General features: G+C 63.3%; 11 protein-coding genes and 1 pseudogene. 8 read left to right on the forward strand and 4 right to left on the reverse strand.

The genetic code is table 11. The features are described from left to right. The first annotated feature begins 23 nt into the window (after nucleotides 1–23). From CKW06_RS07545 to CKW06_RS07580, 8 genes and pseudogenes are all read left to right on the forward strand, one after another. Nucleotides 24–371 carry a DUF596 domain-containing protein gene (locus CKW06_RS07545; protein WP_223846381.1) on the forward strand — a complete coding sequence of 116 codons (348 nt, stop codon included), beginning with the start codon at nucleotides 24–26 and terminating at the stop codon, nucleotides 369–371. A 12-nt stretch (nucleotides 372–383) separates the two neighbouring features. Beyond that, nucleotides 384–917: a hypothetical protein gene (locus CKW06_RS07550; protein WP_224119396.1), complete on the forward strand. Its 534-nt coding sequence runs from the start codon at nucleotides 384–386 to the stop codon at nucleotides 915–917. 921 nt (nucleotides 918–1,838) lie between these two features. Further along, a pseudogene (locus tag CKW06_RS07560) lies at nucleotides 1,839–3,692 on the forward strand (hemagglutinin repeat-containing protein); the annotation flags it as partial. Further along, nucleotides 3,673–4,086, forward strand: coding sequence for a hypothetical protein (locus CKW06_RS23550; protein ID WP_141097972.1), 414 nt, complete (start codon nucleotides 3,673–3,675; stop codon nucleotides 4,084–4,086). The pseudogene CKW06_RS07560 and the gene CKW06_RS23550, both read left to right, overlap by 20 nt. Continuing rightward, nucleotides 4,083–4,427, forward strand: coding sequence for a DUF596 domain-containing protein (locus tag CKW06_RS07565; RefSeq protein ID WP_024958502.1), 345 nt, complete (start codon nucleotides 4,083–4,085; stop codon nucleotides 4,425–4,427). The genes CKW06_RS23550 and CKW06_RS07565 overlap by 4 nt, the downstream gene beginning before the upstream one ends. Before the next feature lie 80 nt (nucleotides 4,428–4,507). Continuing rightward, a complete protein-coding gene (locus tag CKW06_RS07570) occupies nucleotides 4,508–4,882 on the forward strand; it encodes a hypothetical protein (RefSeq protein WP_219625513.1) in 375 nt (124 codons plus the stop codon). Between the two features lie 210 nt (nucleotides 4,883–5,092). After that, nucleotides 5,093–7,315, forward strand: coding sequence for a methyl-accepting chemotaxis protein (locus CKW06_RS07575; protein ID WP_024958501.1), 2,223 nt, complete (start codon nucleotides 5,093–5,095; stop codon nucleotides 7,313–7,315). A gap of 166 nt (nucleotides 7,316–7,481) precedes the next feature. Next, a complete protein-coding gene (locus tag CKW06_RS07580; protein WP_024958500.1) occupies nucleotides 7,482–7,850 on the forward strand; it encodes a glycine zipper 2TM domain-containing protein in 369 nt (122 codons plus the stop codon). Between the two features lie 128 nt (nucleotides 7,851–7,978). Here CKW06_RS07580 and CKW06_RS07585 read toward each other — a convergent pair whose 3' ends face one another. Genes CKW06_RS07585 through CKW06_RS07600 form a run of 4 tightly spaced genes read right to left on the reverse strand, consistent with a single transcriptional unit; the run spans nucleotide 7,979 to nucleotide 12,681 of the window. Next, nucleotides 7,979–9,106, reverse strand: coding sequence for an ABC transporter permease (locus CKW06_RS07585; RefSeq protein ID WP_012479548.1), 1,128 nt, complete (start codon nucleotides 9,104–9,106; stop codon nucleotides 7,979–7,981). Then, nucleotides 9,103–10,290 (reverse strand): ABC transporter permease, encoded by a 1,188-nt coding sequence (locus tag CKW06_RS07590; protein WP_024958499.1) that lies wholly within the window; start codon nucleotides 10,288–10,290, stop codon nucleotides 9,103–9,105. Before CKW06_RS07590 ends, CKW06_RS07585 begins: the two co-directional genes overlap by 4 nt. Next, nucleotides 10,275–11,288 carry an HlyD family secretion protein gene (locus CKW06_RS07595; protein ID WP_038645731.1) on the reverse strand — a complete coding sequence of 338 codons (1,014 nt, stop codon included), beginning with the start codon at nucleotides 11,286–11,288 and terminating at the stop codon, nucleotides 10,275–10,277. The genes CKW06_RS07590 and CKW06_RS07595 overlap by 16 nt, the downstream gene beginning before the upstream one ends. Beyond that, nucleotides 11,281–12,681, reverse strand: coding sequence for a TolC family protein (locus CKW06_RS07600; protein ID WP_024958230.1), 1,401 nt, complete (start codon nucleotides 12,679–12,681; stop codon nucleotides 11,281–11,283). The genes CKW06_RS07595 and CKW06_RS07600 overlap by 8 nt, the downstream gene beginning before the upstream one ends. Nucleotides 12,682–12,726: the final 45 nt, after the last annotated feature.

The raw sequence follows: 12,726 nt of genomic DNA on the forward strand, positions 1-12,726 counted from the left end.
GGTGCGGTGGAGATGAAGTTCAAGTGACCGAAGGATACACTAATTATGTCGTGGAGCACTCCTTTGGGTATTCCATGGTGTCAATGTGGCAGGCGTTAAATGGTGCCCTTGCGGGGTCTTCAGTCGATTTTGCCGCGCAGCGGGATATTTTTCTCGAAATTATGCTTGATATTCTGGAATCCGGAAAGGCTAAATTGGCGTCTGACGGTCGGCTTTTAGATGGTTCAAATCTAGAGCAGGTCGAGCTTCTTCGGAGGGCTTGGCCGTCGACCAGGGAAGAGTTGGAATCTGATCTGTGCCTTTGGTTCCTGATTGCAGCTCCCGCAGGAATTGTATGGGTTCTTGATAATGGTGAGCTTTGTTGGACGTGAATTAGCAGCGATGTGAATTCCATTGAGTGGGATGCGTCGATTGTTCCTGGCTTAGCCATGGCGGCTATACCGCTGCATGCGGCATACGATGATCTGGACGCGGTTATCGCTGCATATCTGATTGACGCGGATGCTCGGCTTTACAGGTTTGAGGGCGGGCCTGATCTTCGTCTGGAAAGGTATGGTCCTGACGAGCATGGAAATGGCGGGCTTCTGTTCTCCCTGCCTGGCGGTGATCGCGCTGGTGACATGGCTGCGCTCTCTATTACGATCGAGGGCTGGGTTGTGCGGGCGCTCAAGGTTTACGCATTGGGGATGCCGTGGGATGTTGTTGCACGTAAGTCCTATCGTGGACTTGCGGCAGGATCAATTGGCCTGGGTAGTCTGGTTTCTGATTTTCTTGTTTTTACCGAGTTGCATTTCGATGAGGCGGAGGAGTGGTTCTGTAGCGGAGGTGATTACGGGGTCCTCGAAATTTCCGGTTGGGGTGTGCCGCTCGAGGATGAGCCGGAGCAGGTCGTGACTGCAATCTGCGTTGTGGCTTGAGGGTGTTTCTGGTCGTTGCATTGAGTTCGTGAAAAGCCGCGCTTGACAGGCAAGCGCACCTCAATGGCCGGGATGCTACGGGATGGGCTCTATACATGGAAATCGTATCAGGTACATATTGGCACATACGGTTCAAAACCCCGCAAAGGCCACGCATTCGGTTTTCGTTGAGGATAGATCCAAGTTGATCTCTCTTATCGACGAGGCTTGGAGGATGAAGGGCGTGCGGTGCCTGGAGATCCGGGGGCGTTCATCGTCCCAATGGGCGAGTGATTGGCGTTGCCGGCGAGAAGAACATAAGAATTATTGTTAAGCCTGGCGCCAATAAAATAATATCTGCGTATCCCGTACAGTGAGGTGTTTCGTGATTTGTCCGCGTTGCGAGCAAGGTGAGATACTTGAGGCTCGCGTCAAGGAGAGTGCGGTTCAGATTTTTGTCTGCGACGAATGTGATGCTGTATGGTTTTCTTTGAGTGACATCGGCGTTTCTCCGTTCCGGGATCTTGAAACCTATCTTGAGGAGAATTCAATTGCTCCATCTTGGGAGTCAATTTCCGTGGAGGCGCCTGTGATGCCTTGATGCACGCGACGGTTTTTATCTGGTGAAACAGCAGGAGCATGGGTCGGCACTGATACAGGGTGGGCCATTTGACAGTGGCTGGATGCAGCAAGCCGCAAGCCGCGTATGAGCAAGAAGTAGGTACGACCTCAGATGGAGTCCTGTGTGCTTCATCAAGTGCTACGCCGTGACGTGCGGGTTCCGCTTTGTGCTCTCCTTCCAGTTCGAGAGTACCTATGCAGCAAGGCTCGGGAAGAATCTGGTCTTCCCGGGGCCTGCTGCCCGTAACGCCCGACAACCCGGTCGCAGCTCCTAGCCTGATTTCACCTCGCTTCACGTGGCGATATACCTTATGAATATATGGCGCAGCCTCCGGCCTGCGCGCGGCCACCACTTCGACCGTGGTGACTGCCGGCAGCCAGCGCACCAACAGCGAACAGAGCCATTCGACCAGTGATGCCCGCGTCAGCCAGTTGGCTGCAGGCGGCGATCTCACGTTGATTGCCAACGGCGGCTCGATCCTCAGCCAGGGCACGCAGATGTCGGCCGAGGGCAACGCTGTGCTGCTGGCCACCAAGGACATCGTGTTCGACGTGGCCCACAACACCGAGCGCAGCGACAGCAGCAGCCGCGGCAAGGGCTGGGGCTTTGCCAACAACACCAGCGGCCTACCGTTCGGTACCAACAACTCGCAGAGCCAGGGCAGCGGTAGCAGTGACACCATCACTGGCACGCAGCTGTCGGTCGGCGGCGGCGTGCGCATGGCCACCACCGAGGGCAACATCAGCCTGACCGCAGCCAACATCGCCGCCGAGAAGGACGTGAACATCCGTGCGGCCGGTGATCCGCGGGTCCGCAGCGGGCAGGATACGGTCAGCAACGCCAATACGTCGGACAGCAAGGCGATCGGCACGGTACAGATATCGGATACCGAGAAGTTCTCCGGCTGGCACCGCGAGCAGCACCAGGACGACAGCGCGCAGGTGTCACAGGTGGCCAGCAGCATCGGCAGCCTGGGCGGCAGCGTAAACCTGACGGCTGGCGGCAAGTACACGCAGACCGCCAGCAACGTGGTGGCGACCAAGGACGTGAACATCACCGCTGCCGAGATCGAGCTTTTGACCGCCGACGAAAGCGGCCACTACTCGCAGAGCGACAAGGACCTGAAGATCGGCGTGTTCGCGCGGGTGAAGTCGCCGTTGATCGACCTGATCAACAACGTGGACGCGGCCCGTCAGTCCGATGATCGCCTGCAGAAGATGCAGGGCATGGCAGCGGGCGCCAACGCGGATCAGGCAGCCAGTGCGATCTCGGCACTGTCCGGCCGTGGCGGCAGTGGCGAACTGTTCCGTGCTGAAGCAGGCATCGGCTTCAAGACCGCCAACAGCAGTGCAGATGGCAGCAGCATGGTTTCGCGTGGCTCCATCATCCAGGGCGGCGGCAACGTCAACCTCACCAGCACCCAGGGCGACATCCATGTGGTGCAGGGCAACCTGAGTGCAGGCAACACCCTCAGCCTGGATTCGGCCGGCGACATTCTGCTGGAAGCAGGCAAGGCGCACGTGGCAGACCGCAGCAAGAGCGGCAATGCCGGCGCCGAAGTGGGCGTTGGCGTTGTGGTGGGGGCGCAGACGGGCGTGTATGTGTATGCCGAAGCCAGCGTGGGCAGCAGCAAGGCGAACTCGGACAGCAATACCTGGCAGAACACCACGCTGACCGGCCAGAACATCTCGCTGAAGGCCGAGGGTGACACCACGTTGCGCGGCGCGACCGCCACGGCTGACCGCATCGACGTCAAGACCGGCGGCACGCTGACCATCGAATCGCTGCAGGACATTGCCGAGAGCATGTCCAGGAACAGCCAGGTGGGCGGCCGCGTGCAGGTGGCCTTCGGCAACGCGTGGAACGCCGATGGCTACGCCAGCGCAGGCAAGGCCGAGGGCAACTACCAGGGCGTCGGCCAGCAGAGCGGCTTGTTTGCAGGAAACGGTGGCTATCGCGTGGATGCCGGCCACGTGAATCTGGTGGGCGGGGCGATTGCCAGCACTAATGCAGGCGACAGTGAACTGACTGCGGGCTCGCTGACATTCACCGACCTGCAGAACCACATGGACTATACGGCCAGCTCCGGCAGCATCAGTGGTGGTGCGGGCGGGCAGATGGATGGCTGGGCGCCCAAGCCGGGAACTGCCCGATTTGTCTCTCAAACAACCTGAATCCGTTCTTCAGGCGTACTCGCAAAAGCGAATTGATGACCTCGCACACCAATACAATAGCAAGTCATTGGATCCTAAGGATTTTCAGCTTAATCTTGGTTCAAAGGTCTTGAAGGCCGATGCTCAAGTCAGTACGGGTGCTCCGGTTTATATTGGTGCAAGCACATCCGATGTCATGCTGTATTTCAGACAGCTGACTGGAACTGATCGCATGCCTGTCGCGAAGGTCGTACCTGGAAAGGGTCTTCTTTATACGGCAACCACGAGCTCTGGTGCAAAGATAACTCTTAGAGATTTTTCAACGAGCGCGCAGAAGACTGGTGCTAGTTGGACAATTGATGTGCAGGATAAATCCATAAATAATGGAAAGCGAGTAGAGGTGAAGTTCAAATGAAAGACGGGATTCATTGTGCAGTGGTGACTTCTTCGTTTGGGTTATCAATGGGTGCCGTCTGGCAGCACATGACGATGGAAATGGGAGGTGTTGGGATCTCCGAAAGAAAAGACGCGTTCTTCGAGTTGATGGGTCGTTTGTTGAGGGAAGGGAAAGTGAGGCTTGCAACGGACGGGGTGTTCTTGCAAGGCGACTGGAGGGAGCAGCTGACGCTAATCTCAAACGCTTGGCCCGAAAATCCTGGCGAAGATGATATCGATGGATTCGGCCTCTGGTTCTTGACCGATGCTCCGGCGGGTCTGGTTTGGATCGGCGCAGATGGCCGTGAACAGTGGACGTAGTAGTCCGATTCATGTCGGTGGCGCCCGATGATCCTGACGAATGGGTCAGGGCTTGTAACGACACCGAGCTTTGATGAAGCTTGCTTGAGTCGAAGCCGGTGCCGATCTGGGTTTTGTGCTGCGCGCTCTGGACTCGATCCAGGCCGTACTCCGACGGTGCCGACGGCCTGCGTGGATCTCTTCCAGCATCCAACACCGGCTTCGGATTCAGCATCGTCGACCCACCGGAAGCTGTCGTAGCGGAAGGGATTGAAGCCGAGTGGCAGGTGGGCCTGCTCGGCTCGTTTCATTTCCGTGCGAGCGGGTTTGAAAGCGCCTGGGGGGAAATCTGCCGCTTCATCAAGCTCTACGCCGCGACGTGCGGGTTCCGGTTTGTGCTCTCCTTCCAGTTCGAGAGCGTCCATGCGGCAAGGCTCGGGAAGGATCTGGTCTTCCCGGGGCCTGCTGCTCCGTAATGCTGGATGCCGGGGCGGCAGGCCCGGGCCTGATCCCATTCTCGGTACACATGGCGATATACCTTATGGATATAACGCGTTCGTGGGTTTTCTGATTTCACACCTGTCTGCACAGTTCCACAGTTTTAGATCGATATAATAATATCGACCCATAAAGTTTCCCCTGCCTGCGCCGCCATCGATCATACGGCCATGATCAAGGGAATTGAGATGCTCGCCTTACGCAACCTTCGAGTGGGATCCCGGCTGGGTGCCGGGTTCGGTTTGCTGCTGCTGTTCATCGTGGCCATCGTTGGCCTCGTGCTGTACGGAAACCACCTGAAGTCCGCCCAGTTCGAGAAAGTGGTGGACGTCAACATGGTGAAGATGCGGCTGTTGAACGACATGCTGGATACCAACAACGCGGTGCTGATGCATCGCCGGCTGATGGTGATCAAGCGCGGTGAGGATTTCGACAAGGATTATCAGAAGGCGCAGGAGCTGTCGCAGACCTACGACGGTATCTGGGCCAAGTACATCAAGATTCCACGCGACGCCACTGGTGATGCCCTGGTGGCGAAAATCGACGCGGCACGCAAGGCCACCGACGCCTCCACCCAGCATCTGCACGAGCGCATGAAGGCCGGTGATTTCAACGGCGCGGCCAAGGAACTGCTCGCCGAGCACGGCTTGGCCACCGCATGGAATGAGGCGATCTCGACCCTGCTGCGGCATCAGGAGACACTGACCGAGCGCAGTCGCGAGGAATACCGTTCAACCGAATCCTGGACCGGCACGTTGTCGATCGTGTTCGGCGCGTTGAGCCTGCTACTGGGCTCGCTGGCCGCGTGGGCCATCACCCGCAGCCTGACCCGCCCGCGGGAAGGTGCGGTGAAGCTGGCCGACGGCATCGCCAACGGGCGGCTGGACAACAGCATCGACGCGTCCGGCAACGATGAGGTGACGCAGCTGCTCAGGTCGATGCAGCGCATGCAGGCGCAGTTGCAGTCGGTGATGGCGGCGCAGGGCGAGCTGGCCCGCCAGCACGACGCGGGCAGCCTCAGCTATCGCATGGACGAGAGTGCTTTTCCTGGCGACTACGGGCGCATGGTGCACGAGACCAATGCGCTGGTCGGCTCGCATGTGCAGGTGCAGAACCGGCTGATCGAAGTAATGAAGCATTACGCCCGCGGTGATCTGTCAGTGGACATGGATCCGTTGCCGGGCGAGAAGGCCGCAATCACCCAGGCCATGGACGAAACCAAGACCAGCCTGTCGGCGATCAACGGTGAGATCCGCCGCCTGGCGACGGCCGCAGCCGCCGGCGACTTCAGCCTGCGCGGCGATGAAGATCGCTTCGCCTATGATTTCCGCGACATGGTGGCCGGGCTCAATCGCCTGATGCAGACCACCGACGAGAACCTGGTGCAGGTGTCGACCCTGCTGCAGGCGATCTCGCGCGGTGACCTCACTGTACGCATGCAGGGCGACTTCCACGGCGTGTTCGCCCGCATGCGTGATGACTGCAACGCCACCGTCGATCAGCTCAAGCAGATTGTCGGCCGTATCCAGTCCAGCGCGTCCAGCATCAACCTGGCGGCAGGCGAGATCGCTTCGGGCAACACCGATCTGTCGCGGCGCACCGAGCAGCAGGCGGCGAACCTGGAAGAGACGGCTGCGTCGATGGAGGAACTGACCTCCACCGTGAAACAGAACGCCGAGCACGCACGCCAGGCCAACCAGCTTGCCATCGGTGCGCATGGCGTCGCCTCACAGGGCGGCGAGGTGGTCGGCCAGGTGGTCACTACCATGTCGGCCATCGAAGCCTCGTCGAAGAAGATCGCCGAGATCATCAGCGTCATCGACGGCATCGCGTTCCAGACCAACATCCTGGCCTTGAACGCGGCGGTGGAAGCTGCTCGTGCCGGCGAGCAGGGCAGGGGCTTTGCGGTGGTGGCCAGTGAGGTGCGCACGCTGGCGCAGCGCTCGGCCGGTGCGGCCAAGGAGATCAAGGGCCTGATCGAGGATTCGGTCGGCAAGGTCGCCGATGGATCGGCGCTGGTTCGTCAGGCCGGCACCACGATGGGCGAGATCGTGGCCTCGGTGCAGCGCGTGACCGACATCATGGCGGATATCTCTGCCGCCTCGCAGGAGCAGAGCTCGGGTATCGAACAGGTGAACCAGGCGGTGGTGCAGATGGACGAGACCACGCAGCAGAATGCGGCGCTGGTGGAAGAAGCCAGCGCGGCGGCACGCTCCATGGAGGAGCAGGGCAACCTGCTGGCCGAAGCGGTGTCGGTGTTCCGCACCGGTGCAGCCGCGGCAGCCGTATCGGTCCCGCGCGCGCTTGCGGCGGTAGCGGCCTCGGTCACGCCGGTGAGACGCCCGGCGGTGCTGTCACCGCGCATCGAGCCGACGTTGGCTGCCAATGCGGGTGGCTGGGAAGAGTTCTAGCAAGGCAGCACGCCGGTAGGGAGACGGCGCCCATCACGATGGCTGATCGTGATGGGCGCGGATTCTCTTCCTGAACGCGCGATGGCCGATGAGGCGGCGGACACGCGCATTTCACTTCCGGTTGCCAACCGCAGGTGGACACTTGCGCCATACCGGAACTCAGGAGATGGCCATGAAGACCTCGACCCGATTGCTTGTGCTGGGCACGCTGCTGGCGGCTTCGTCGGTGGCCGGTGCGCAGATGTATGGGCCGCGCGATGAGGGACGCAAGTTCAATGACGGCAGCCGCGTGGTCTGCAAGAACGTGGAAGTGCAGCGCAACTCGCGCGATCCGAACCGCATCACGGGTACCGCTACCGGCGCAGTGATCGGCGGCCTGCTGGGCAACCAGGTGGGCGGCGGTAACGGCAAGAAGCTTGCAACCGTGGCCGGCGCCGTGGCCGGTGGTGCGGCCGGCCGCCAGATCCAAGGCAACCAGCAGCAGAAGAACGGTGACCGCGTGGTTGAACGTCGCTGCGAACGCGTCTATCGCTGATCGATCGCCGAAAGTCCCCGTTTCCCCTTCCACACCGCAGTACCCGAACGCCGGCCCCACGCCGGCGTTCTTCGTTGCAGGAAAAAGGGGACGGAGGGAATTAAGTCGCAATCCCCCAAACCGGCCGTTTACGACTTAATCCCCTCCGTCCCCTTTTCTGCGAGGAGGCGCCAGGTGGCGAGGCTGCCGTAGAGCAGCAGCAGGACGGTGAGGGTGATCAGTTCGTGGCTGACGTCGGCCAGGCTGGCGTCCATCTGGTTCAGCCGCACCATCAGGTTGATGCCGGAGGTGGTAGGCAGCAGCTGCGCCAGCCAGACCAGCGGTTGCGGCGTCATCACTGCCGGCCACGACAGGTTGGCCAGGAAGAACAGCGGGATCGAGGTGGCGATGATGTACTGGAAGGCGCGTTCGCGGGTGCGGAAGAAGCTGCCGACGAACAGGCCGAAAACCACGGTAGCGGCGATGAACAGGGTGCCGCCCAGCAGCTGGCCCAGTGGGTTTCCGCCGCGCGGATAGTCCTGCACCCAGGCGGTGAACCCGGCGTACCAGAACAGGCCGAACAGGCCGATCAGGCCGAAGCCCATCGCCATGCCGGCCAGGGTCGGGAGGTCGAAGCGCAGGCGCCGGCCGAGTGCAAGACGACGACCACCGAGCAGCACGCCGATGCCCATCAGCAGGGTCTGGTGCACGATCAGCTCGGCCACGCCGGGCACGATGGCGCTGCCATAGCCTTCCTGTGTGTTGTACAGCGGGCGCTGCACCAGGGTGACCGGCGGCGCCTGTGGCGCGCCCATGAAGGCGGCCTGGCCGACCACGGCGTCACGCCCGAACGCGCCCAGTGCGTCGGCCACGCTGCCCAGCACCCAGCTGGCACGGCCCAGGTAGGCGCCGTTGCCGAGCAGCACCAGCTTGGCCGGGTGGCCGCGCAGGATGTCGCGCTCCAGGTTGGCCGGGATCAGCACGATGCCTTCGGCATGGCCGGCTTCCAGCTGCTGACGCGCACTGTCGATGTCCGCCGGTTGCCCGACCACGCGTGCAACGCGGAGCGCATCGAGCTTGCGCAGCAGCTCGCGGCTGGTCGCGCTGTGGTCTTCGTCCACCACCAGCACCGGCAGGTTGCCGGCCACCTGGTGACGGTACGCGGCCGGGTAGAAGAACGAATACAGGATCACCGCGCCGACCATCACAACGATCGCGTAGCGGTCGCACAGCACCGCCATCAGGGTCTGCCGCAGGCTGCGCCACAGTGCGCTCATGCGTCGGCTCCCTCAGGCTGCGCGGCTTCCGGCGTACGCGCAAAGACGATCAGGCGCAGGCCGCCAATGCCTCCTGCCACCACCGCCATCAGCAGCAATGTGGCCAACGGCCACACCGAAACCTGCAGCGGCGAACCGATGAACTGCTGCTGGGTTTGCAGCTTGATGTAGGCGCTGAGTGGCAGCAGCTGATGCCAGATGCGGGTGAACAGGGGGCCATCCAGCACCGGGAAGGTAGCGCTGGAGAACGCCAGTGCGGTGCCGATGCTGAGGCCGACCGCGGACAGCGCGGTACCCATGTCGCGGGTGACGCCGACGAAGAACAACGCGTAGGCGGCCGTGGCCAGGTAGAACAGTGGCTGTGCGAGCAGCAGCAGGAGCACGCTGCCGGCCACACCATCGCCGCGCAGCCAGGCCAGGTAACCGATGCCGAGCGCGCCATACAGCGAAAACAGCAGGATGTACGGCGCGACCTTGCCGGCAATCGCCGACCACGGCGTTCGATCCAGCCAGGCGGGCAGGGTGCCGTCGCGGATCTCGCGGCCGAGGCTGCCGGCCACCGCAAGTGCCAGTACCAGCGACAGCACGGCTGGGAAGATCAGCGGCAGCAGGAACAACTCGTAGCTGCGCGCAGGGTTGTACAGGATGTCCGACTGCACCGCGATCGGTGCCGCACGCAGCTTGCCGGGGCCGACCTGCAGGCCGATGCGTTCGCGCAGCAGGCGTGCGTTCCAGGCCGAGACTGCGTCGCCGATATCGCGCGACGCAGATTGGCCGGTGGTCATGTAGGTGGCGTTGTAATAGGCGAACACCGTGCCCTGGCGTCCACGCAGCGCTTGCCGGGTGACATCGCGCGGCACCAGTACGATGGCAAACACGTCCAGCCTGCGCAGCTGCGAACGCGCGTCCTCCAGGTCCGCCGGCTGGCTGGCGATGCGTACGCCGGGGCTGGCATCGAGCATGCGCAGCAGCAGGCGGCTGTCACTGCTGTGGTCGAGGTCGACCACGGCAATGGGGATGTCGCGCATCACCGACGGCGAGAACATCCACGCCATCACCGCCAGCATCAGCAGGGGCAGCACGGTGACCAGCAGCAGGTCGGCACGGTTGCCGCGCAGCGACTGCAGCTCGCGCCGCCACGAAGCAGCGAAGCCGTTGCGGTCCGGGCTCAGTGCTGGGGCCATGCGAACAGCACGCTCATGCCGGGGCGGAAGCCCTCGATGCGGCGTACCGGGCGCACCCGCACCTCGAAGCTGCGGACGTCGTAGCCGGACGACTGGCGGGTGGTCCGCCAGGTCGCATAGTCACCGGCCGGATTGATGAAATAGACCTCGAACTCGCCTTCCTGGCCAAGCGCCGGCACGCTGCCCCGCAGCTTGCTGCCGACCTTCAGGCCCTGCATCTGCGATTCGCGCAGGTTCATCGCCACCCACATGCGATCAATGTCGACCAGGGTGAATACCGGGTAGCCGGCCGGCACCAGCTCGCCCGGGTCGGCCATGCGCTTGTTGATCTCGCCCGCCACCGGCGCGCGTCCTTCGACTTCGGCACGCGCGGCGTTGACTTCGGCCACCGCGCCCTGCGCCTGCTGCACCTGGCCCTGCGCGGCACGCTTGTCCTGCTCGCGTGCGCCGGCCAACGCCATGTCGTACTGCGCGCGCGCGGCACGGGCCAGTTCGCGCGAACTGGTGGCCTGGGCATGCGCTTCATCGCGCTTCTGCCGGGTCATCACCCCTTCGTTGAACAGGTTCTGCACGCGCTGGTAGGTGGCTTCGGCCAGCGTCGCACCGGCTTCGGCGCGCTTCCAGTTCGCTTCGGCGGCGCGGATGTCTTCGCTGCGCGCGCCTTCGTCGGCCTTGTCGGCCACCGCCTGTGCGGCGGCCAACGCGCCGTGGGCCTGCTGTTCCTTGGCGGTCACTTCGGGGCTGTCGAGCAGGAACAGCACCTGCCCGGGCTGCACGCGGTCGCCCTCGCGCACCTTCAACTCCGCCACGCGGGCGGTGATCTTGGCGGCCACGTTGATGGTGTCCGCGTCGGCCATGCCCTGGATCTGGTCGGCCGGGCTGCGCCAGGCCAGCCACAGGCCGAGCACCACCGCGACCAGCAGCGCCACTACCAGGATCGGGCCCAGGCGGCGCTTGGCCGGGGGTGTTGTCGCATCGTCGTGCAGCACATCACTCATGGTCGATCACCTCGTCCGCACGGCGCCGGAATTCTTCAAAACGGTCCATCTGTCCACTGACCTCCAGCAACTGCGCCAGCGCAATATCGTATTGGTAGGCGGCCTGTGCGCGCTCTACACGGGCACCGCCGAGGCCGAGCCGCGCGTCGATCACATCCAGCGAGGTGGCCTGGCCCTCGCGGAACGCCAGCTCCTGCAGGCGCAGGTTTTCCTGTGCCTGGGTGATGCTGCTGTCGAGCAGCACGTACTGCTGGCGCGCGGTCTCCAGTTCGTTCCATGCCTTGCGCACGCCCAGCGCGACCTGGTTCTCGGCCTCGCGCAGGCCCGCTTCGGCCTGGTCCAGCTGCGCGCGCGCGGCGCTGATCTGTGCCGGCCGCGAGTTCGGCGACAGGAAGGTGTACTTCAGGCCGATACCGAACGCCCAGTCCGGATCGGTCAGCATTTCGTCGCGGCGGCGGAAGTCGTACTGGCCGAAGGCAAAGATCTGCGGTTTCAGCTTGGCCTGCTGCACGCGCACGCCCTGTTCGGCCTGCGCCACCATGGCCCGCAGGCGTGCGATCTGCGGCTGGCGCGCCTGCGCAGTACGCTCGAAGCTGGCCACCGGTTCCAGCGGCACGCGCTGCACGAACAGCGGCGAAACCGGCTGCACCTCGCCACCACTGCGCAGCAGCGTGGCCAGCGCGGCCTTCAGCGTTGCCAGGTCGTTCACCGTCTTCTGGTATTCGCGCTCGGCCTTGTCGCGGGCCACGGTGGCCTGCAGGCGCTGGGCGCGGGTGGCGAAACCCTCGCGTTCCAGCTTCTCTGCATCGGACAGGTGGCGGTTGAGGCCATCGCGCACGTCACGGCGCACGTCCACCGCCTGCTCGGCCAGGCGCTGCCCGAAGTAGGCCTGGGCCAGCTGCACGGTCAGCGATTGACGTTGTGCTTCGCGCTCGGCGCTGGCCTGTTCGTGGGCGGCACTGGCCGCACGCTGCGCGGCCGGAATCACGCCGCCGGTGTACAGCGGCAGCACCGCGGTGACCACTGGACGGGTGCGCCAGTCGCGCTCGGTGAACGACAGCGGCGAATCGATTCCGAAGGCTTCAGCCACCGGCGCCAGTGAGCCCAGCGGCAGAGTGAGCGTCTTCTGGAACTGCAGGCGGCGCACTTCGCCGGTGATCTCCGGCAGGCGCAGCAGCCGGGTGGCGTCCTGCAGGTCCTGCTTGTTGCGAACGGCTGCATCGGCAGCGGCCAGCGCATCGGAGACCTGCTCCAGGCGTTGCCGCGCCTGTTCCCAGTCCAGTGCGGGTGCATCGGCACTGCTCTGCGCTGCCGCCGCAAGCGGCAGGCAGGCTGCCAGGGTCAACGCAACTTTCGCGCGGTGCATCCTTGTACGTCGGCCGATCACGCCCATGCCGTCCCAGTGGTAAAGAAGTGCGCAAACGGTAGTGCGCATCGT

It is taken from the genome of Stenotrophomonas maltophilia (assembly GCF_900186865.1).
Lineage (GTDB): Bacteria > Pseudomonadota > Gammaproteobacteria > Xanthomonadales > Xanthomonadaceae > Stenotrophomonas > Stenotrophomonas maltophilia.

Bases quoted from the DNA above. Each gene is read 5' to 3' on its own strand.
- CKW06_RS07565 (WP_024958502.1), top strand. From the start codon at position 4,083: ATGAAAGACGGGATTCATTGTGCAGTGGTGACTTCTTCGTTTGGGTTA.
- CKW06_RS07575 (WP_024958501.1), top strand. From the start codon at position 5,093: ATGCTCGCCTTACGCAACCTTCGAGTGGGATCCCGGCTGGGTGCCGGG.
- CKW06_RS07580 (WP_024958500.1), top strand. From the start codon at position 7,482: ATGGCCATGAAGACCTCGACCCGATTGCTTGTGCTGGGCACGCTGCTG.
- CKW06_RS07585 (WP_012479548.1), bottom strand. From the start codon at position 9,106: ATGAGCGCACTGTGGCGCAGCCTGCGGCAGACCCTGATGGCGGTGCTG.
- CKW06_RS07590 (WP_024958499.1), bottom strand. From the start codon at position 10,290: ATGGCCCCAGCACTGAGCCCGGACCGCAACGGCTTCGCTGCTTCGTGG.
- CKW06_RS07595 (WP_038645731.1), bottom strand. From the start codon at position 11,288: ATGAGTGATGTGCTGCACGACGATGCGACAACACCCCCGGCCAAGCGC.
- CKW06_RS07600 (WP_024958230.1), bottom strand. From the start codon at position 12,681: ATGGGCGTGATCGGCCGACGTACAAGGATGCACCGCGCGAAAGTTGCG.